This is a genomic window from Shewanella sp. MBTL60-007 (assembly GCF_019654915.1).
GTDB lineage: Bacteria > Pseudomonadota > Gammaproteobacteria > Enterobacterales > Shewanellaceae > Shewanella.
Genome location: NZ_BPET01000032.1, coordinates 38,383 through 58,497, shown reverse-complemented (window position 1 = coordinate 58,497; position 20,115 = coordinate 38,383). Strand labels below are relative to the sequence as shown.

The window sequence follows — 20,115 nt, the reverse complement described above, 5'->3', positions numbered from 1 at the left end:
TATTTAGTACTTTATTGTATTGAGCACTTGGATAATTGACTGAGTACTTTTGAGCCATCGTGGAAAGATTAATAGGACATAGAGTTGATTAATATCACAATAACGCAAGCACAACGGGATGAATGGCAGCAATCTATCGATATGCTGGCACGAATAGCCCAGTGCGGGGCCGCGTTATTACAGGTAGATCAAACCGATAAGTTTATTCCTATCGGCTATGCCAATATTAGTCAGGAGAGTCTGGACAGGCTGCAACTGACCCGAAAGCAGGTCTATCGCTATTTGCCTAGGCAGCAGCCTGATGAAGGTGAAACTCTAGTTGAACTCGATACCAGTATTCAATGTTTACTTCCCATCAACTGGCCAGCAGGCGCTCTGTTTGGCTATATCTGTATCTGTCCAGCAACAGACATTCCGACTCTTACTGTCCGCGCTCAACAAGCTGAAACCCGGCGGTTATTGAAAGTTTTTGCCGATAGCATAGAACTGGATTTAGCTCAGATATATCGTCAATTTAAGCGCGACCAAAACAGTATGCGTGATGTGAGTCATCAGGCCAGCCAGATAAGTTTGCAGGCCTTTATCGACTGCATGAAAGAGCATGTCTGGATTAAAGATGAATCTGGCCGCTACATGATGGTAAATCACAGCGTAGAGCTTGCTTGGAACCGTCCACGAGAGCTGATTCTCAACTTCACCGATGATGAGCTGTTTGAGCCACGCTTGGCTAAGCACTTTATTGCTAGCGATATCGAGTCTATTCGTCAGGGAGTACAAGTCAGTGCCGGCGAATGTGAAGGCCTAGATATTGGTGATATAGACTCTTGGTTGGAGACCACTAAGGTGCCAGCCATCAATGATGATGGGGAGCTCACTGGAGTGATTGGGATCTCGCGTAATATCTCATCACATAAGGCGGCGAAAGAGCAGCTCGAACTGGCGTCGAGAGTCTTCGAAAATTCGGTAGAGGGAGTGATCATTACCGATGTCGATGGAACGATTGTCGATGCTCATGGTGCCTTTAGCAAGATTACGGGTTATAAGAAAGAGGAACTGTTAGGCAAAAACCCGCGAGTACTTAACTCTGGACGTCATGAGAAAAGCTTTTTTACCAAGATGTGGGGCGACCTGCTCAGCAGAGGCAAGTGGCACGGTGAGATCTGGAATCGTCGTAAGAGTGGCGCCATCTTTCCACAGCTGCTTAATATTAGCGCCGTCTATGATGATGAGCATCTGATCCAATATTTTGTCGCAGTATTTAACGATATCTCGGCGCAAAAGCAGAGTGAAGCCGAACTCGCTAAGGTCGCATTTCACGACCCGCTGACCAAGCTGCCTAATCGTATGGCACTCAATACTGGCTTAGAGCAAGAGCTAAAGCAGGCAAGTCACTGCAATACCCGTTTGGCCTTGGTCTATATAGATGTTGATCTCTTTAAGCATATAAATGAAAGCTATGGCCACCCAGTCGGTGATGAGGTTCTACTTGAGCTGAGTCGTCGTTTTGATTTGATCTTAGATGACTTAGTTACCGTCGCTCGATTAGGCAGTGATGAGTTCGCTGTACTCCTACCCAATATTGACAGTAACGATGGCTTACTGCTGCAGATTAACAACTTACGTAAGGTGTTTGATCAGCCTTTTATTTTAGGTGAACATGGTCAGGCACGCCTCACCTCAAGCATGGGGGTTGCGATTTACCCCGATGATGCCGAGGACTCTAGCGGATTACTGGTAAATGCCGAAATCGCGATGCATAGAGCTAAGCAAGATGGCCGCAATAACTGCGCCTTCTATACAGAGTCCCTTAATCAGGAGTCAGTTGCTAAACTCAAATTACAGAGTGCCCTTCATGACGCCATAGAGCTCAATGCGTTGCATTTAGTGTATCAGCCAAAGCTCTGTTTTAGCACCGGAGAAGTTGTGGGGTTTGAGGCCTTGCTACGTTGGGAGGATCCCGTATTTGGCAGTGTTTCTCCTGCTATCTTCATTCCATTGGCTGAAAAGATAGGTTTAATTCAAGATATTGGTCGCTGGGTGTTAAAGCGAGCCTGTGAGCAGGGGCAGCGTTGGTGTGAACTAGGTATTAGCTTTGGCCGAATCGCGGTGAATGTTGCTGGTCAACAGATCCAGCGTAGCAGTTTTGTTGATGAGGTTGCTGAGATCCTTAAACAAACTGGCTTGCCAGCCAGCAGCTTGGAGCTTGAGGTGACAGAAAGCTGCATGATGTCAGATCCTGAGCTTGTTAGCCGGGACTTAGCCAAGCTTGGCCAGATGGGGGTGGAGTTATCTATCGATGACTTTGGCACTGGCTACTCGTCATTAAGCTATCTTAAAAAACTGCCAATCCATAAGCTTAAAATCGATCAATCCTTCATTGCAGGCTTACCTTTCGATACTCACAATACCGCCATCGCTAAGGCGATTATTGCTATGGGCCATGCCTTGAATCTAAAAGTGGTTGCCGAAGGCGTGGAAACTCAAGAGCAAGTCGACTTCTTAAAACAGAATCAGTGTGATCATGTTCAGGGTTTTTTCTACAGTAAACCGAAACGAGTTGAAGAGCTGTCAGATTTTTTGCATAGCTCGCAGGGCGGTTAATTGATAGCTGCGAGCGACTTACTACTTCTAGTCTAAATCGCCAAGTTAGTCACGGGGATAACTTCACCGGGTTGCATCTGCTTAAGGTGAATGGCACCAATTCTGACTCGTACTAATCTTAAGGTCGGTAAGCCTACTGCTGCTGTCATCTTTCTTACTTGACGGTTTTTCCCCTCTGTTATGGTGATTGAAAGCCAGCTGGTTGGGCCGTGCCGAGCGTCGCGCACCTTTCTTCCGCGTTCCGGAAGGTTAGGTTCAGGCACTAATAACTTAACCTCGCAGGGTAAGGTCTGGTATTTAGCGCCACTAATGCCGATTTCGACCCCTTGTTGTAACTGTTGTACTTGATCGGCACTCGCTTCACCATCTACTTGTACATAGTATTCCTTTTCCACCGACTTGCTGCGGATACGGTGACTCTGCATGCCATCGGTAGTTAGGAGTAACAAGCCTTCAGAGTCATGGTCGAGGCGGCCAATTGCCATTGTCTTGGCTGGAAACGCATAAAGCTCACCCAGCAACGGTTTGCGCTTACGGCTTTCTGGTACAAACTGACTTAAGTATCGAAAGGGCTTATAAATTACATAGTGGTAATGTGTTTGCTCTGTCGGTAAACCCGTTTCAGACATGGTCGCGCTCCTCAACTAATGGAGCGCAATTATAGCGTGAATCGGCGGCATTTGAGCCAGAGTTGCTCTCTTTGACCAAACACTTGTATAAATAATAGCTAATGACAGCGTTGTCATTTGAGGTTATAGTTATGTTACATGGTTAACTGCCGCTAACTCATATTGGATCAAGTTTATGCAAATCGTAATATTAAAAGACAGTGCCTCGGTAGCTGAATACGGCGCCAACATTTTTATTAAACAGCTGCAGAAAAAATCCGATTCGGTATTGGGGCTAGCCACAGGCTCGACTCCCGTATCGCTCTATCAGGGACTTATCGCCGCGAATAAAGCTAAACAGATCTCTTTTGCTGGGGTTAAGACCTTTAATCTAGATGAATATTTAGGGCTAGAAGGTACCCACCCACAAAGCTACCGTTACTTTATGAATGAGCAGCTGTTTGATCATATTGATATTGATAAATCGCAAACATTTGTGCCACCAGGCGATGCGGCTAACCCCATTGAAGCTTGTCATGGCTACGAGGCGCAGATCACGGCAGCCGGAGGAATTGATATTCAGCTGCTAGGCATTGGTCGTAACGGCCATATCGGCTTTAACGAGCCATCATCTGGGCTGATGTCTCGCACAAGAGTTAAGACCTTAACTAAGGCAACGATCGACGATAACGCTCGCTTTTTTAAGGAAGGTGAGTACCAACCACACCTGTCTATTACGATGGGGATAGGCACCATCTTAGATGCGAAGAAAGTGGTATTACTGGCAACTGGCGAGAACAAGGCCGATGCGATTAAAGCCACCGTAGAAGGAGCACTTACAGCCGCTTGTCCTGCATCGGCACTACAGTTACACCAAGATGCGGTATTGGTGATCGATGAGGCTGCTGCATCTAAGTTATCGGATCGTGATTTTTATAAGCATATCGAAGCCGAAAACCAAAAACTGATGGCGAGATTGGGGCTTTAACTTTCCCTTGATTGCGCAACATTGATTAAATAGGGACGAGCATAGCTTGTCCTTTTTTTGTCGCTGCGATTTGCTCGAGTTCTGCCATGGCGTTTGGTTAGGGGACGCATGCTGGAGCTCCGTTACTGCCCTCGATTTGTCATTATCTTGATATTACGTTTATTCTTAATTTACCTTGCTGGCCACAGTAGTATTTGGGTCTAGTTCATCGACTAATAAGAGTAAATGACTATGTTTAAAAAATTCCTGCTGTTGATCCTAGTGATTATTGCACTGCCGTTTATCGTGGCTTTGTTTGTCGATAGGGGTTATTCGGTTACTACTGAAATCATCATAGATAAGCCCGTTGCCGAGGTATTCGATTACGTGAGATACCTTAAAAACCAAGATAACTATAGTGTTTGGGCGCAGATGGATCCGGATATGCAAAAAAGCTACCGCGGTATTGATGGTATGACCGGATTTACTGCTAGTTGGTCGAGTGGTAAAGATGAGGTGGGAGTGGGCGAGCAAGAGATCGTACGCATTGATGAAGGCAAGCGCATCGACTATGAGCTGAGATTTTATAAGCCTTTTGAGTCCACCGATTTTGCCTATATTGAAACAGAGGCTATTTCAGCCAGACAGACGCGAGTGACTTGGGGTTTTGGTGGCCACTTAGATTACCCAATGAACCTGATGATCCTGTTTATCGATTTTGAAGGCATGATAGCTAAGGACTTAAATCAAGGCTTAGTTCAATTAAAGGCTATTGTTGAGGCGCAAAACTAGACTCTTTATCGCTAGAAAGGCGCCGTTACTGAGTAGCATTTGTGTGAAAGAGTGATAAGTTAATCAACAATAATGACAATAAAAGGGAAAGGCTTAGCATGACTGAGATACATCATCCACTAAATGACTTTATTGAATACTCACAACCTGAGATGCTCGAGCGCGCCGACGCTAACTACAAGCAGGTACAGCGCCGACACTCTATTCGCAAGTTTTCAGATAGAGCCGTTCCTAAAGAGATCATAGAGAAATGTATTCTTGCGGCGGGTACAGCGCCTAACGGTGCTAACCATCAGCCTTGGCATTTTGTTGCCATTAACAACCCTGAGATTAAGGCGCAAATTCGTCATGAGGCCGAAGCGTTAGAGCGAGCCTTTTACGCGGGCCGAGCAGGGGAAGAGTGGTTAGACGCGTTAAAACCCTTAGGCACCAACGCCGACAAACCTTACCTTGAGCATGCCCCTTGGTTGATTGCTATTTTTAGTCAAAAGCGTAGTGAAGAAGAGGGGGAGCAAAAGACGAATTACTATGTGCACGAGTCGGTAGGCATAGCGACAGGGTTTCTCATTCAAGCGTTACATAATGCAGGGCTGGGCACCTTGACTCACACCCCTAAACCTATGTCTTTTCTAAGTAAGGTCTGCGGTCGTGACAACAGTAATGAGCGCCCCTATATGCTAATTATTGCGGGTTATCCGAGCGATGATGCCACGGTGCCAGAGCATGCATTACAGAAGAAGCCCTTAGAAGAGATCTGCACATTTTTATAACTATCCAAACGAATCAATAGCGAAATCCATGCTAGACACAGATAACTAAGCATAGATAAATAAGCACAGCTAACCGAGTACAGCGATGGAAAAGCACAATATCTTCGAGGCACTGCCACAAGACTTAACTCAGGAAGTGTTTGAGCCCCTAGTGACGGGCTCCAATTTGTTGATAGAGCGAATTATCTCTAAAGCACATACTACGCCTGTGGGTGAGTGGTACGATCAACAGCGCAGTGAGTGGGTGATGGTAATGCAAGGGGCGGCCAGACTTGAATTTATTGATGGCGAAGCCGTTGAGCTTCATGTGGGGGAGCATCTTAATATTCCCGCCCACGTTAAACACCGAGTGGCGTGGACGAGCGAAGAAGTTGAGACTATTTGGTTAGCAGTTCACTATTAATCGCGATTAAGACCAATCGCGAGTTGGTTAAAAATTGATTTTATATTAGCTAACGCCAAAGCTCGGCCTTTTTGCTATAATCTTCGCCCAAAATATTCGTGTTAACCCTTTTTGAGTGATTTTTTATGAGCAATGTTGGCATCTATACTCCTAGCGATAAGCTCGACGAGACGCCTAAAGACGAGTCGCATTCTCCAGTGGAGATACAAAATAACCGTTTAGAGCTACTGGCTCCGGCAAAGAATGCTGACTTCGGTATTGAAGCGATCCGTCATGGTGCCGATGCCGTTTATATCGGTGGCCCAGCCTTCGGTGCGCGTGCCACTGCCGGTAACAGCGTTGAAGATATCGCGCGCTTATGTACTTTTGCTCATCAATATCACGCACAAGTGTTTGTTGCCATCAATACCATCTTGATGGACGATGAACTCGAAGCGGCGCAAAAACTTATCTGGGAAGTCTATGAGGCGGGCGCCGATGCGCTTATCGTACAGGACATGGGTATTTTACAACTTGATTTACCTCCTATAGCCTTGCACGCCAGTACTCAGATGGATAATCGTAGTCCAGAGAAAGTCGCCTTCTTAGAGCAAGTGGGGTTCTCGCAGGTGGTATTGGCTCGTGAATTGGGTCTAAGCCAAATTCGTGAGGTTGCGGCTAACACTAATATGCAGATTGAGTTCTTTATTCATGGCGCATTGTGTGTGGCATTCAGCGGTCTGTGTAATTTAAGTCACTCATTCAGTAACCGCAGTGCTAACCGTGGTGAATGCTCGCAGATGTGCCGCTTACCTGCGGATCTTAAGACTCGCCAAGGCGACGTGTTGGCGCAAAACGAACACCTACTATCCCTTAAAGATAATAATCAAACCGACAACTTAGAAGCATTGATCGATGCAGGTGTGCGCTCGTTTAAAATTGAGGGACGTCTCAAAGATTTAAGCTATGTTAAAAACGTCACCGCCCATTATCGTCAAGAGCTAGACAAGATCATCGCTCGTCGCAGTGAGTTTGTAGCTTCATCCCATGGCCGCTGCGAGCACACCTTTACGCCCGATCCGGAAAAGACCTTTAACCGTGGTAAGACAGATTACTTCGTCCATGAGCGTAGCCAAGGCATGAATGATTTCCGCTCGCCGAAATATATCGGTGAAGAGGTGGCTAAGGTGAAGCGCATCGGCAGTGATTTTATCGAAGTCGAATCTGAGCATAGCTTTAACAATGGTGATGGTCTGTGTTTCTTCCCAAGCGATTATGCCGAGGCTAAGCAGTCAGACGACAAGCTAAAGGGTCTGCGAGTTAACCGCGCCGAGGGGCTAAAGCTATTTGTGATGCGTATGCCAAAAGAGCTTAAAGTGGGCATGACTATTTATCGTAACCACAACCAAGCTTTTGAAGCGGTGCTAGCCAAAGAATCGGCTAAGCGCATTATCGGTGTAGACCTAGTATTAGCCGATAGCGATGACGGCGTGTCGCTTACAATGACAGATGTTTATGGTCACAGTGCAACTCAGACATTAGTGGTTGAAAAAACGGCCGCTACTGATATTGAAAAAGCGCAGCAAGGGCTACGTAAGCAACTTGCCAAACTCGGAAGTACCGACTTTAAGGCTCACAATATCAGCATTGAAACCGCTCAGACTTGGTTTATTCCAACCTCTTTGCTAAACGGTCTTCGCCGTGACACGGTCGCGGCATTAGAGCTAGCGAGAATTAACGGTTATCAGCGCCCTAAGGCATGGAAATATAACCAAGATGCCGTCTATCCGGTTAAGCACTTGAGCTATCTAGGGAATGTGGCCAACGAGCAGGCTAAAGCCTTTTATCAGCGTCATGGTGTGATTGAAATTCAAGACACCTACGAGAAGAACGGCATCAGCGAAGACGTGCCATTAATGGTTACTAAGCACTGTTTGCGCTTTAACTTTAATCTTTGTCCAAAAGAGGTACCGGGTATTAAAGCCGAGCCTATGGTGCTGGAAATTGGTAAAGATGTGCTTAAGCTAGTGTTTGACTGCCCGAAATGTGAAATGATGGTGGTCGGTGAAAACAGGCAGGTTCGCTCTGCTGACTAAACCGCTGAGCGCTCACCGACTTAAGTTCACCTGCTTAACAACTATTAAGGAGAATAGACGATGGGACTATTAGATTCGCTGATGGGCAATGCATCAGAGGTTAACCTTGACGAGTTGACCCAAGAGTTGAGCCCAATTATGGCCGACGATGAGAGGTTAACCTTAGCCTATAAGGTGATCCGCGATATGTTCGTCTTTACCAACAAGCGTCTTATCCTGATTGATAAGCAGGGCGTGACGGGTAAGAAGGTGAATTATCACTCGGTGCCGTATAAGTCTATCACCCACTTTGAGGTGGAAACCGCTGGCACCTTCGATATGGATTCAGAGCTTAAAATTTGGATTTCAGGCCAAAAAGATCCGTTGGTGAAAGAGCTTAAACGCGGCACCGATGTTGTGGGGATCCAAAAGACCATAGCGAACCTTTCTTTATAGCTTTTCTTTACAAGCTATATTGCTGAAATTGAGGCGCATTCGGTAACGATTGCGCCTTTTTTGTTTTAGTGGATGTCAAAACTTCGCTGAGGGCTTTTTATATAAACTTCGCTGAGGGCTCTTTATTTCAAAACCTCGCTGAGGGCTTTTTATATAAACCTCGCTGAGGGCTCTTCATTTCAAAACCTTGCTGAGGGCTCTTTATTTCAAAACTTCGTTGAGGGCTTTTTATATAAACCTCGCTGAGGGCTCTTCATTTCAAAACTTCGCTGAGGGCTTTTTATATAAACCTCGCTGAGGGCTCTTTATTTCAAAACTTCGTTGAGGACTCTTTCCCAGTTTTTGCCCATGATCTTGTCTCGTTCTAAGCTGCTAAAGCCGGCTTTGCCTAACGCCATGTCGATACGGTTCATGCGTTCGATATGGTTAAGCTCGGGGATCACGGCGTGCTGGGGTTCGATGTCATAACCTAGCACCTTCTTTGCTCGTAGGCTGTACCACCAATCTAAATACTGTTTCACGCCTTCGGCATTATTATTGTTGAGTTCGAGTAGCGTTTTTTGCCCTCGTAGTGGATAGTCGTTGGCGATAGCAACGGCATCGATACCACCGATATTGGCGACATGTTTAAGCTGAGCAATATAGTGTTCAACGGTGGGAACCTTGTCGTTCGTTAACCAAAAACTCATCATAAATACCCCAAATAAGCCGCCTGTATCGGCAATGGCCTTAATGACGGTATCGGGAGAGCAGCGAGCATGATTTACGATGGCACGGGCTGCGCCATGGCTCTGCACGATAGGCGACTTGCTCGTGCGTGCGGTATCTAATGCGCTTTGGGCGCTGGAATGGCTAACATCGACTAGAATATTTTTGTGGTTGAGCTTGTTGATAAGTGCTGTGCCCGCAGGTGTTAAGGGCTGATTGAGGCCACCTTGAGCATCGTTATCTAATGCACCGCCGCTAAATGGATTGCCATAGTGGTGGGTCAACTGCAGCACGCGCAAGCCCTTATCGTAAAACTCATCAACTTGGCTTAGATTGGTGTCGATGCTCTGTTCTACACAATCGGCGCCCTGTATTTGAAAAAACACAGCTGTCCGCTCTGTGTGCTTGGCTAGGCTTACATCTTTGCCCGTTAAGCCGAGAAGCAACTTGTCTGGGTTCGCTTCCACTCGCTGCTTAGCCTCGGTAATGCTCTTGATACAGGCCTTATAGCTACGCTTATAGTTAATAGTGCCATCGGCTTGTTTGATCGCTTCGATATCGGAGATATCGCAAATATAGGCATCGATATTAGATGCAGTGGCATCGTTGAGATCATCTGGAAGGAAACATAGGCCATCGATATAGAGGCGTTGCTTAGAAGCCCAGGCTGCAGAGGGGTTAGTGGTAAATGTCGAACGAGTAGCGGCAAACGCGGGTAAAGTGCCTAACTGGCTCAGAAGTCCTGCGGCACTTAAGCCTTTCAGCAATTGGCGGCGGTTAGCACTATAACGCATGCTGCTTCCTTATATTGATTATTATTTTTTCACAATGTTACCTTAGTCGTTATGGGTTTTCGAATATTGCTGATTTAGGCGTTCGAACAAACTCAATCGACGGGACAAAAGGAGTTGTTTATGTGGTCGGTGACTTTTAAAAATGACAGAAGACGTACTGCATCTTATAAAACTGAAAGAGGTGCGTTAAAAGCGATATGGAAATGGCTAAAGGTGAATGAGGGTCATGCTGTTTTTCTCGCTCCCGAAGCTGAGCCCAAGGTTTTTACTGATTGTGAGGAATTACCTTTTAGTGAACCAATTGAAAAGGACTTTTACAGTTCTGGAAAGTGGCTTAACCTACGCCATCAAGCACTAGTTAAGTATGGCAGTCGCTGTGCATGTTGTGGTATCACGCCAACTCAGGGCGCAATCATGCACGTAGATCATATTAAACCGCGTTCACTTTATCCTGAAATAGCCTTAGACATTGAGAACCTGCAAATCCTTTGCGAAGCATGCAATAAAGGGAAGTCGAACTTTTCTGAAAAAAAGTGGCGTTAAATTCCCTTTATATTTTGAGCTCTAAGCCAAAGCATTAAGAAGGTGGATTGTTATTCGGCGGCGAGCTTTATGGCTTTAGCTAGTGCTAGCAAGCCGTTAGTGCGAGAAGGGCTGAGCTGCCCCTGCAGCCCTAGTTGAGTAAAGTAGTGGTCAGGGCTAAATGCGCGGATTTCGTTGCTGGTCTTGCCATTGCAGGCGATCAATAGCAGGGCGATTAAGCCTTTTACAATGCGAGCATCACTGTCGGCAATAAAGTAGTGTTTACCGTCAATTTCACTGTGGTATAGCCAAGCGTTGCTTTCACAGCCGCGAACTTGGGCGCTTTCAACCCGCAGGTTGTCATCGAGCTTAGCGAGGCTTTTACCTAACAACATGATCTGACGATAGCGCTCCTGCCAGTTACCTGCTTGCTCAAACAGCGCCACTGTTGTTGCTGTGTCATTGTCGATGGCTAATGCTAGAAACTGCTCTGCAGAGGGTTTAACTGACTGACTCATACGTGACCTAAATGTGAATTGAATAATAATTAAATAAAAACAAGCTTGGTTTGTAAGCCTTTCCTAGGACTTAGGAGCTAGGCTCTAGGACGTTCGCAAGCTCACTTCTAGGACGCTCCGCTGCGAGGACGGGCTGCGCCCTGCGAGGAAAAGCCAAAAGCGTCAGGCTGTTATCTTTGCTTTGCCCGCTTTATCTTTTCCGTCTTCAGCCGTCTCAGCTTTCCCAGCTCTATCCGTCTTTGCTTGTACCGACTTAGCTTTTCCTAGAACCTAGGACTTAGGAGCTAGGCTCTAGGACGTTCGCAAGCTCACTTCTAGGACGCTTCGCTGCGAGGACGGGCTGCGCCCTGCGAGGAAAAGCCAAAAGCGTCAGGCTGTTATCTTTGCTCTTCCCGCTTTATCTTTTCCGGCTCTATCCGTCTTTTTCCGTCTTTGCTTATACCGTCTTAGCTTTTCCTAGAACCTAGAGCACTCGTATACTCGCTGCTAGAGCGGACTTCGTCCTGCTATACAATCAAGAGCCTACATTTTGTTTTAATGTAGGTTGGGCTTTAGCCCATCAGTCTTGCAGTTTAACGTGCCGATGTTGACGGCATAAATGCCGACCTACTTTAGAAGAAGGGCCTAGGTTCTGCAACACTCCGCTGCGAGGACGGGCTGCGCCCTGCGAGGAAAAGCCAAAAGCGTCAGGCTGTTATCTTTGCTCTTCCCGCTTTATCTTTTCCGTCTTCAGCCGTCTCAGCTTTCCCGGCTCTATCCGTCTTTGCTTGTACCGTCTCAGCTTTTCCTAGAACCTAGAGCACTCGTATACTCGCTGCTAGAGCGGACTTCGTCCTGCTATACAATCAAGAGCCTGCATTTTGTTTTAATGTAGGTTGGGCTTTAGCCCATCAGTCTTGCAGTTTAACGTGCCGATGTTGACGGCATAAATGCCGACCTACTTTAGAAGAAGGGCCTAGGCTCTACGACGCTCCGCTGCGAGGACGGGCTGCGCCCTGCGAGGAAAAGCCAAAAGCGTCAGGCTGTTATCTTTGCTTTGCCCGCTTTATCTTTTCCGGCTTCAGCCGTCTCAGCTTTCCCAGCTCTATCCATCTTTGCTTGTACCGTCTTAGCTTTTCCTAGAACCTAGAGCACTCGTATACTCGCTGCTAGAGCGGACTTCGTCCTGCTATACAATCAAGAGCCTACATTTTGTTTTAATGTAGGTTGGGCTTTAGCCCATCAGTCTAGCAGTTTAACGTGCCGATGTTGACGGCATAAATGCCGACCTACTTTAGAAGAAGGGCCTAGGTTCTACGACGCTCCGCTGCGAGGACGGGCTGCGCCCTGCGAGGAAAAGTCAAAAGCGTCAGGCTGTTATCTTTGCTTTTCCCGCTTTATCTTTTCCGTCTTCAGCCGTCTCAGCTTTCCCGGCTCTATCCGTCTTTGCTTGTACCGTCTTAGCTTTTCCTAGAACCTAGAACCTAGAACCTTCTTTTACAGCAACAACTCTTTTACCGACGCCATCGCCGCAATAAAGCGATCGATATCGGCCTTATTAGTATAAACCCCAATCGAGGCGCGGCAGCAGCCTTTTAACCCTAGACTTTGCATTAAGGGCATGGCGCAGTGATGGCCACAGCGTACGGCAATGCCTTGCTGGTCGAGTAAAATGCCCACATCTTGATGATGTTCATCGGCTAAGTTAAAGGCGACCGCGCCGACATTATCCTCATGAGCGCCATAGAGTACTACATCGCCTAGGTTCTTCAGAGCATCTTGCAGATAATTCACTAGTTCCCGTTCTTTTGCGTTGACCTGCTCACTCGGTAGCGCTTCGATGAAGTCGATAGCTGCGCCTAAGCCGATTACCTCGGCAATTGGCGGCGTTCCCGCTTCGAGTCTGTTGGGGAGTTGATTAAACTCGGTCGTTTCAAAACTGACAGTTTTAATCATCTCACCGCCAGTCATCAGTGGGCTTAAGCTATCTAACACATCGAAGCGGCCATATAACACGCCAATCCCCGTTGGGCCATACATCTTATGACCCGAGAAGACATAGAAGTCACAATCGATACTCTGTACATCAACGCTCATATGGGCAATGGCCTGAGCACCGTCCACTAAGGTGATGGCGCCAGCCTGTTTGGCTTTGCTAACGAGCTCAATCACCGGGTTCACCGTACCTAAGGCGTTCGATACATGACTCAGGGCTACGATGGCTGGCTTTTGCCGTAACAGAGCCTCAAATGCACTCATGTCTAAGCGGCAGTCTTGGGTGAGTGGGATAGGCTTTACCACCGCCCCAGTGCGCTTGGCGAGCTCTTGCCAAGGCACAATATTAGCGTGGTGGGCAGCGCTGTCGATGAGAATAAGGCTACCTTGCTTTATTTGTGCCGTTAAGCCGTTGGCGACAGTATTTATTGACTCAGTGGTACCATGGGTGAAGATGATCTCTTCGCGCTGGTTGGCATTAATGAATTGACGCAGCTTGTCTCGCACCGCTTCGTACTGGCTGGTGGCGCGTGCCGATAGCTGGTGGGCTGCGCGATGCACATTGGCATTATCATGGTGATAATAGTGATTCATGGCATCGATTACTTGCTGGGGTTTCTGGCTCGTTGCCGCCGTGTCTAGATAACACAGAGGATAACCATCGTTAGATTGAGCAAGGGTAGGGAATTGTGACCGCAGCGTTGAGAGATCCATTAATTGATCCAAGATTATCGATAAAAATAAAAGGCGCTCAGATCTTCTAAGATCTGAGCGCCTAAAGCAAGTTTAGACTGTTAAAAGCGCGGCTTTTAAGGGCAAGGGAAGCGGTATAACAGAGCTAATTCATCTAAGCGTAGTTGCAACTCGGGAGAAATGGCGCTGTGAATGCTGTCGATATTCTCTTTAAGTTGCTCAAGATTGGTGGCACCTATGATGTTTGATGCGACAAACTTTCGTGAGTTTACAAAGGCTAAGGCCATCTGCGCCGGACTCATCTTGAATTCACGGGCCAGCTCTACATAGGCATTGGTCGCTTCGAGCGCCATTTGAGTGCCTGTATAACGTGCGAAGCGCTTAAACAGGGTCATTCTCGCGCCCTCAGGCCATTGGTCGTTGAGGTATTTACCCGACAGCGCGCCAAAAGCCAGTGGAGAGTATGCTAGTAGCGGTACTTCTTCGCGATGACTGATCTCAGCCATCCCCACTTCATAGCTGCGATTGAGCAGATTATAGGGGTTCTGTACCGAGACAATTTTAGGTAAATCATGTTTCTCGGCTAAGCGTAGATACTCCATAAAGCCCCAAGGCGTTTCGTTAGAGATGCCGATATAGCGGATTTTCCCCACTTTGACGAGATCGGCTAGCGCTTCTAGGGTATCGATGATTGGGGTGAGCTTCTCATGTTCATCTTGCTGAGCGTAGCTTAGCTCACCAAAGAAGTTAGTCTGTCTATCGGGCCAGTGAACCTGATATAGATCGATAGTTTCTAGCTGCAGGCGCTCGAGGGAGGCGTCGACCGCGGCGTGGATATTACGCCAATCTAAAGCCATGTTAGGGCGGATATAATCGCTCTTGCCGCCAGGGGCGGCAACCTTAGTGGCAATCACTAAATTATCGCGATTGCCCCTTTGCTTTAAATAGTTGCCCAGAATGCGCTCGGTTTCGCCTTGAGTCTCAGCCTCTGGAGGAACGGGGTACATCTCGGCGGTATCGATGAAGTTAATTCCTTCAGCAATAGCATAATCGAGCTGTTCGAAGGCTTGCGCTTGTGTGTTTTGTGCGCCCCAGGTCATTGTGCCTAAACAGATTTGGCTAACATTTAAACTCGAATGTGAAAGACGTTTATATTCCATAAAAACTCACTTAATACCTGAATTAATTTGAGGCTAGCAAGCTTTAGCTATAAAAACCATCAAGTTATCATTGGTTTGATGCTTGCCTCATGTAAATAGATTAGTCGTTAACTAGCGGCCGTAACATGGCTATCTCGCACGCATCGTGACCGGTATTGCCCAGCGGACTATCGAGATGTGTAAACCCTAAAGATTCATAGAGTTTTATGGCTTCGACTAGGTTGGCGGTGGTTTCCAAATAGCAGGAGTTAAAGCCCTGTTCGGCCGCAAAACGAAGGCTTTGCAAGGCTAAACGTTTGGCAAAGCCTTTGCCGCGCACTTCGGGGAGGAAATACATTTTCTGTAATTCGCAGACTCCTTTCTCACCAGCAAGGGGCGCGATGCCTGCACCGCCCAAGATCTTATTATCTAGTTCGATCACCCAGTACCTAGCATTATCTGCCTGATACTCTTCATTGAGACTGTCGAGACTCTTATCGGCCACGCCGTAGCCTTTATCTGCGGTGAGGCCATATTCATCTGATACCTGACGGATCACTTGGGCGACATGAGGGTTATCTCTCGCCTCAATCTCTCTAACTTTGTAGCCTTGCTGAGATTTAGACTGTTTGAGCGCCTTGTTGTAGTGACCTAAAGCGATTTCGAGTGACAGGATCTGCTCTTGAGTGAGTTGCGCCATAATCTCGGTAAAGAGTTGGTTTTGCTGCTCATCTAGTTTATTCAGTAGCTTTTTACCCTTAGGTGAAAGCTGTACGACTAAGCTGCGGTTGTCTCTTGGGTTAGATTGAGATGTCGCAAAGCCCTTATCTACTAACTGGCTCACGGCACGGCTGGCATTGGATTTATCGATATTAAGCGTATCGGCCAACTGTTTGATGGAGTGTTGGCTTTCACCGAGTTCGATTAGGCTATGGGCCTGAATTGGTGATAACGGTAGGTTGCCGCAGGCAGCATCTAATAACCCCAGTTGGCGAATTAGCTGCCTAGAGAGGCGACGTAACTGTGAAGAGACACCAGAACTGTTGGGCAGAGCTTGATTCATCGAATAGTGTTTGTCAGTTGCGATTAACAACTAACTTACGAGGGCTAATTATCAAAATCAAGTATCTTAAGTGAAAAATAATAAAGTGCATGCTAATTAATATACAGCTCTGGGTGTAGAATAGGCGCCATTGCTAGGATGATAGCTTGAGTGTAGACGCTTTGGCGGCTGGCATGGCCGTTGGTTAGTAACGCGATAGCGCCGCCTTTCTGTTTAATATTGACCGTATTGAACATCTTGTCCATGACAGAACCAAGTTCCTCTCCCTGAGTTAGCGCTTGGTAGACAGATATAGGTAGCGGTAATAAGGCGCTGCGTCCAATGCTGATCTGTTCCTTGTGAGCAATCGCGATATAGGCAAAGGTCGCGGGTCCATGTTCAAACTTATCAACTCCTCCCTCCATTGCTAAATAAAAGTCTGCCTCATGGTGAGCTTGACAGTGTTTGACGCGATTGATTGCACCTAAGCGGGTTTCGGCTTCCGTCATAGGTTGATCGCTTACCAATGAAGGAGCGCTTACGCCCTGGCAGTTGATATCGTTATCGGGAAAAAGAGTCGTTAAGGCTGCTTGTGCTGCACCGACTTTAACTGGGTTTGTTGAGCCGACAATAACAGTCATTGTTTTTTTCATTGGTTATATCTTCAATTTTGTAGGGAAATGATCTTGCTGAGTTTATTGTTTTTTTTACTTGGTTTCACCTTGAAAAGATGTTCGAAAACGTTATTTGTTTAGCACTTAAATAACCGAGATTAACTTATAAGCGATAAAAGTTTACAAAAATTAGCATTAGATTAGCTAATGACAGAGGGAATTTTGTCTTTAAAAACCGTGATCGGCTTCAAGAACTGCTGGTCGATTGTCAGGTTGTGTCGTGTAAACAGGTTTTTTGTGACTTATGTCCGTCAGCGTATTTTCTGAATTCGATCGCGTACATGAGTAATTCATGATTTAAGTAACGCTTATGTTAATGCTCGGTTCGATTGGGTTGCGATAGTGAATATAAAATGAAAACTTATTACATGATTAAGGAGATCTAGCTCTCAATTTGATTAGGATTTGAAAATCAATTACAGAATGTGAACTCAGATCAATATTTGGGCCATGCATTAGGATATTCTTAACCGCGAAATTACTCCTGAGATCAAAATTTACTGGTGTTTCTCAGCACCTTCAAGGTAACAAGAATGCAAAAAGACGCGATCTGTACACAAGAAGTGGTACAAAATGATACGGCAACGACTAAGTCATTGCCTTGGACACGTCAAGATACGACTTGGATGTTGAGTTTGTTTGGTACAGCGGTTGGTGCCGGAATTCTATTCCTACCAATTAACGCTGGTATGGGTGGTTTTTGGCCACTAATGGTGATGGTTGCTATCATCGGTCCAATGACTTACCTAGCCCACCGTGGACTATCACGTTTTGTTTGTTCATCAAGCAAGCCAGGTAGCGATATTACTCACGTTGTTGAAGAGCACTTTGGTGTTGGCGCGGGTAAGGCAATTACTCTGCTTTATTTCTTTGCTATCTACCCAATCGTTTTGATTTACGGTGTAGGTATTACTAACACAGTTGAAAGCTTTATTGTTAACCAGCTAAACATTTTTGTGGAAGTTCCACGTTTAGCGGCTGATGGTGCACCTATGCTAACTGAAGCTGGTGTGCAGATCATGGATAAAGTGTCTGGTGTACCACGTTGGTTGCTATCTGGTGGCCTTATCATCGCTATGATGTCAGTAATGGTTGCGGGCGAGAAAATGATGCTTAAAGTGACTCAACTATTGGTATACCCACTAGTTGCTATCTTAGCATTCATGTCTTTCTACTTGATCCCAGACTGGAAGATGGACGCGCTACAAGTTGTACCACAAGCAGGTGAGTTCCTAGGTACCGTTTGGTTGACTATTCCTGTATTGATTTTTGCATTCAACCACTCGCCAGCGATCTCTCAGTTCTCTGTATCGCTAAAGCGTGAGCACGGTGTTAATGCGGCACGTAAAGCTGACGTTATCCTACGTAACACCACATTGATGTTGGTTGGTTTCGTAATGCTATTCGTTGTTTCATGTGTATTATCGCTATCGCCAGCACAGCTTGCTGAAGCGAAAGAGCTGAATTTGCCAATTCTTTCTTACTTGGCAAACGTACATGAAAGTGGATTTGTAAGCTACTTCGGTCCATTCATTGCTTTCGTTGCGATTATCTCTTCTTTCTTCGGCCACTACATGGGTGCGACTGAAGGTATGAAAGGCCTAATCACTAAGCAATTACGCTCGAGTGGCAAAGAAGTTTCTGATGCTAAGTTAAACAAGTTTATCTTAGGTTTCATGTTCTTAACTATCTGGGGTGTAGCAGTTATTAACCCAAGCATTTTGGGTATGATTGAAGCGCTAGGTGGCCCAATCATCGCGGCTATCCTTTACCTAATGCCAATGTACGCGATTCACAAAGTGCCAGCTTTGGCGCCATACCGTGGTCGTTTCAGCAACATCTTCGTTGTGGTTGCAGGTCTACTTGCAATGACTGCGATTCTATTTGGATTAGTGTCTTAATAGATAACAGCTGGGCGCCTAAAGATTGCATGCGAGCATCTTCAAGCGTCCAGTTTTTTTAGTTCCATTTGTTTGTCGAAGCCAGGAGTTCTCCCGGCTTTTCCTCTTTTTTCGAGGTGATTTTTATGTTTAGCGCATTTGATATTTTTAAGATAGGTGTGGGTCCATCGAGCTCTCACACTGTCGGGCCGATGAAGGCCGCCAAAGAGTTTATCGATGATGTTCGTCAAACGGGCCAATTTGAGCAAGTGACTCGTCTGAGCGTTGAGATTTTCGGTTCTTTATCCTTAACGGGTAAAGGTCACCACACTGATATCGCGATTATTGTCGGCTTAGGTGGTAACTCACCTGAGAGTGTTGATATCGACGCGATCCCAGGTTTTATTGCTGATGTTGAGAAAACTCAGAAACTGCCAATGGGTCAAGAAAAGCAGCTAGTAGACTTTGGTCACGACGCAGTTATTTTCCATAGCCATGCATTACCATTACATGAAAATGGCATGATGTTGCACGCATACAAGGGTGACGAGCTTGTACTAAGCAAGACTTATTACTCAGTTGGCGGTGGCTTTATTGTTGAAGAATCAAAATTCGGCAAAGAAGTTGAAAATCCAGTTGAAGTGCCGTACCCATTCAACTATGCAGATGAGCTATTAGCAACCTGCAAAGAGACAGGCATGAGCATCAGCAGCATCATGTTTAAGAATGAATTGGCTTTCAACAGTGAACAAGCTATTTACGATGGCTTTGGTGCGGTATGGAATACCATGCATCAAGCAATCGAAAAGGGCTGTCAAACTGAAGGCGTACTTGCAGGCCCACTAAAAGTGGCCCGTCGTGCACCAGCGTTATATCGCCAGCTATTAACTGGTGAGCGCTTATCAAGCGATCCAATGGAGATTGTGGACTGGATCAACGTATTCGCTATGGCTGTAAGTGAAGAAAACGCTGCCGGTGGCCGCGTAGTGACTTCGCCAACTAACGGCGCGGCAGGTATTATTCCTGCGGTATTGGCTTACTATGACAAGTTCATCAAGCCAGTTGGTAAGCAAGAGTACACTCGCTTCTTCTTAGCTGCAGCTGCTGTGGGCTCGCTTTATAAGCGTAACGCTTCTATCTCTGGCGCTGAAGTGGGTTGCCAAGGTGAAGTTGGCGTAGCTTGTTCTATGGCTGCTGCAGGTCTGGCTGAGATCATGGGTGCAAACCCTGCTCAAGTTTGTATGGCGGCGGAAATTGGTATGGAGCATAACCTAGGTTTGACCTGTGACCCAGTTGCTGGCCAAGTACAGGTTCCATGTATTGAGCGTAACGCGATTGCAGCGGTTAAAGCGATTAACTCATCGCGTATGGCGATGCGTCGTAACTGCGAGCCAAAAGTTAGCTTAGATAAAGTTATCGCGACAATGTACGAGACGGGCAAAGATATGCACGTTAAGTATCGTGAAACTAGCCAAGGCGGTTTGGCTATCAAGGTAACCAGCATCTGCGGTTAACTCTTA

General features: G+C 46.4%; 17 protein-coding genes. 10 read left to right on the top strand and 7 right to left on the bottom strand.

Annotation, left to right across the window (positions count from 1 at the left end):
* Nucleotides 1-84: 84 nt before the first annotated feature.
* The gene (locus K5Q92_RS13530; protein ID WP_259649575.1) at nt 85-2,601 is read left to right on the top strand and encodes a bifunctional diguanylate cyclase/phosphodiesterase; all 2,517 of its coding nucleotides are present in this window, start codon (nt 85-87) and stop codon (nt 2,599-2,601) included.
* Between the two features lie 32 nt (nt 2,602-2,633).
* On the opposite strand, the gene K5Q92_RS13525 is transcribed toward K5Q92_RS13530, so the two are convergent.
* The gene (locus K5Q92_RS13525; protein ID WP_220769525.1) at nt 2,634-3,230 is read right to left on the bottom strand and encodes a pseudouridine synthase; all 597 of its coding nucleotides are present in this window, start codon (nt 3,228-3,230) and stop codon (nt 2,634-2,636) included.
* 175 nt (nt 3,231-3,405) lie between these two features.
* Here K5Q92_RS13525 and nagB point away from each other — a divergent pair, with 175 nt between their 5' ends.
* From nagB to K5Q92_RS13495, 6 genes are all read left to right on the top strand, one after another.
* Entirely contained in the window at nt 3,406-4,197 is a 792-nt protein-coding gene (gene nagB / locus K5Q92_RS13520; protein ID WP_220769524.1) for a glucosamine-6-phosphate deaminase, read from the top strand.
* Nucleotides 4,198-4,428: 231 nt separating this feature from the next.
* Complete coding sequence (locus K5Q92_RS13515; protein WP_308443591.1) at nt 4,429-4,968, top strand: SRPBCC family protein; 540 nt, start codon at nt 4,429-4,431, stop codon at nt 4,966-4,968.
* A 98-nt stretch (nt 4,969-5,066) separates the two neighbouring features.
* Nucleotides 5,067-5,738 carry a nitroreductase family protein gene (locus tag K5Q92_RS13510; RefSeq protein WP_220769522.1) on the top strand — a complete coding sequence of 224 codons (672 nt, stop codon included), beginning with the start codon at nt 5,067-5,069 and terminating at the stop codon, nt 5,736-5,738.
* A gap of 85 nt (nt 5,739-5,823) precedes the next feature.
* Entirely contained in the window at nt 5,824-6,141 is a 318-nt protein-coding gene (locus tag K5Q92_RS13505; protein ID WP_220769521.1) for a cupin domain-containing protein, read from the top strand.
* 125 nt (nt 6,142-6,266) lie between these two features.
* On the top strand, nt 6,267-8,216 hold the full coding sequence (locus K5Q92_RS13500) for a U32 family peptidase (protein WP_259649574.1): 1,950 nt from the start codon (nt 6,267-6,269) through the stop codon (nt 8,214-8,216).
* Between the two features lie 60 nt (nt 8,217-8,276).
* A complete protein-coding gene (locus tag K5Q92_RS13495; RefSeq protein ID WP_220769520.1) occupies nt 8,277-8,651 on the top strand; it encodes a PH domain-containing protein in 375 nt (124 codons plus the stop codon).
* Nucleotides 8,652-8,956: 305 nt separating this feature from the next.
* Here K5Q92_RS13495 and K5Q92_RS13490 read toward each other — a convergent pair whose 3' ends face one another.
* Nucleotides 8,957-10,153 (bottom strand): membrane dipeptidase, encoded by a 1,197-nt coding sequence (locus K5Q92_RS13490; RefSeq protein WP_220769519.1) that lies wholly within the window; start codon nt 10,151-10,153, stop codon nt 8,957-8,959.
* A 120-nt stretch (nt 10,154-10,273) separates the two neighbouring features.
* On the opposite strand from K5Q92_RS13490, the gene K5Q92_RS13485 reads away from it, so the two are divergent.
* The gene (locus K5Q92_RS13485; RefSeq protein ID WP_220769518.1) at nt 10,274-10,696 is read left to right on the top strand and encodes an HNH endonuclease; all 423 of its coding nucleotides are present in this window, start codon (nt 10,274-10,276) and stop codon (nt 10,694-10,696) included.
* Between the two features lie 50 nt (nt 10,697-10,746).
* On the opposite strand, the gene K5Q92_RS13480 is transcribed toward K5Q92_RS13485, so the two are convergent.
* From K5Q92_RS13480 to yjjX, 5 genes are all read right to left on the bottom strand, one after another.
* Complete coding sequence (locus K5Q92_RS13480) at nt 10,747-11,193, bottom strand: SufE family protein (protein ID WP_220769517.1); 447 nt, start codon at nt 11,191-11,193, stop codon at nt 10,747-10,749.
* A 1,476-nt stretch (nt 11,194-12,669) separates the two neighbouring features.
* A complete protein-coding gene (locus K5Q92_RS13475) occupies nt 12,670-13,881 on the bottom strand; it encodes a cysteine desulfurase (protein WP_220769516.1) in 1,212 nt (403 codons plus the stop codon).
* A 95-nt stretch (nt 13,882-13,976) separates the two neighbouring features.
* Nucleotides 13,977-15,020 (bottom strand): NADP(H)-dependent aldo-keto reductase, encoded by a 1,044-nt coding sequence (locus K5Q92_RS13470; protein ID WP_220769515.1) that lies wholly within the window; start codon nt 15,018-15,020, stop codon nt 13,977-13,979.
* A gap of 100 nt (nt 15,021-15,120) precedes the next feature.
* Nucleotides 15,121-16,062 (bottom strand): bifunctional helix-turn-helix transcriptional regulator/GNAT family N-acetyltransferase, encoded by a 942-nt coding sequence (locus K5Q92_RS13465; protein ID WP_220769514.1) that lies wholly within the window; start codon nt 16,060-16,062, stop codon nt 15,121-15,123.
* A gap of 92 nt (nt 16,063-16,154) precedes the next feature.
* Complete coding sequence (gene yjjX / locus K5Q92_RS13460; RefSeq protein ID WP_220769513.1) at nt 16,155-16,694, bottom strand: inosine/xanthosine triphosphatase; 540 nt, start codon at nt 16,692-16,694, stop codon at nt 16,155-16,157.
* A gap of 554 nt (nt 16,695-17,248) precedes the next feature.
* On the opposite strand from yjjX, the gene K5Q92_RS13455 reads away from it, so the two are divergent.
* Complete coding sequence (locus tag K5Q92_RS13455) at nt 17,249-18,616, top strand: aromatic amino acid transport family protein (protein WP_220769512.1); 1,368 nt, start codon at nt 17,249-17,251, stop codon at nt 18,614-18,616.
* A gap of 125 nt (nt 18,617-18,741) precedes the next feature.
* Nucleotides 18,742-20,109 carry an L-serine ammonia-lyase gene (locus K5Q92_RS13450; protein ID WP_220769511.1) on the top strand — a complete coding sequence of 456 codons (1,368 nt, stop codon included), beginning with the start codon at nt 18,742-18,744 and terminating at the stop codon, nt 20,107-20,109.
* The last annotated feature ends 6 nt before the right edge of the window (nt 20,110-20,115 follow it).

Excerpts from the sequence above, each read along its gene's own strand:
- yjjX (WP_220769513.1), bottom strand. The coding sequence starts at position 16,694 with ATGAAAAAAACAATGACTGTTATTGTCGGCTCAACAAACCCAGTTAAA.
- K5Q92_RS13455 (WP_220769512.1), top strand. The coding sequence starts at position 17,249 with ATGCAAAAAGACGCGATCTGTACACAAGAAGTGGTACAAAATGATACG.
- K5Q92_RS13475 (WP_220769516.1), bottom strand. The coding sequence starts at position 13,881 with ATGGATCTCTCAACGCTGCGGTCACAATTCCCTACCCTTGCTCAATCT.
- K5Q92_RS13450 (WP_220769511.1), top strand. The coding sequence starts at position 18,742 with ATGTTTAGCGCATTTGATATTTTTAAGATAGGTGTGGGTCCATCGAGC.
- K5Q92_RS13525 (WP_220769525.1), bottom strand. The coding sequence starts at position 3,230 with ATGTCTGAAACGGGTTTACCGACAGAGCAAACACATTACCACTATGTA.
- K5Q92_RS13515 (WP_308443591.1), top strand. The coding sequence starts at position 4,429 with ATGTTTAAAAAATTCCTGCTGTTGATCCTAGTGATTATTGCACTGCCG.
- nagB (WP_220769524.1), top strand. The coding sequence starts at position 3,406 with ATGCAAATCGTAATATTAAAAGACAGTGCCTCGGTAGCTGAATACGGC.
- K5Q92_RS13485 (WP_220769518.1), top strand. The coding sequence starts at position 10,274 with ATGTGGTCGGTGACTTTTAAAAATGACAGAAGACGTACTGCATCTTAT.
- K5Q92_RS13505 (WP_220769521.1), top strand. The coding sequence starts at position 5,824 with ATGGAAAAGCACAATATCTTCGAGGCACTGCCACAAGACTTAACTCAG.
- K5Q92_RS13490 (WP_220769519.1), bottom strand. The coding sequence starts at position 10,153 with ATGCGTTATAGTGCTAACCGCCGCCAATTGCTGAAAGGCTTAAGTGCC.
- K5Q92_RS13510 (WP_220769522.1), top strand. The coding sequence starts at position 5,067 with ATGACTGAGATACATCATCCACTAAATGACTTTATTGAATACTCACAA.
- K5Q92_RS13500 (WP_259649574.1), top strand. The coding sequence starts at position 6,267 with ATGAGCAATGTTGGCATCTATACTCCTAGCGATAAGCTCGACGAGACG.
- K5Q92_RS13480 (WP_220769517.1), bottom strand. The coding sequence starts at position 11,193 with ATGAGTCAGTCAGTTAAACCCTCTGCAGAGCAGTTTCTAGCATTAGCC.
- K5Q92_RS13465 (WP_220769514.1), bottom strand. The coding sequence starts at position 16,062 with ATGAATCAAGCTCTGCCCAACAGTTCTGGTGTCTCTTCACAGTTACGT.
- K5Q92_RS13470 (WP_220769515.1), bottom strand. The coding sequence starts at position 15,020 with ATGGAATATAAACGTCTTTCACATTCGAGTTTAAATGTTAGCCAAATC.
- K5Q92_RS13495 (WP_220769520.1), top strand. The coding sequence starts at position 8,277 with ATGGGACTATTAGATTCGCTGATGGGCAATGCATCAGAGGTTAACCTT.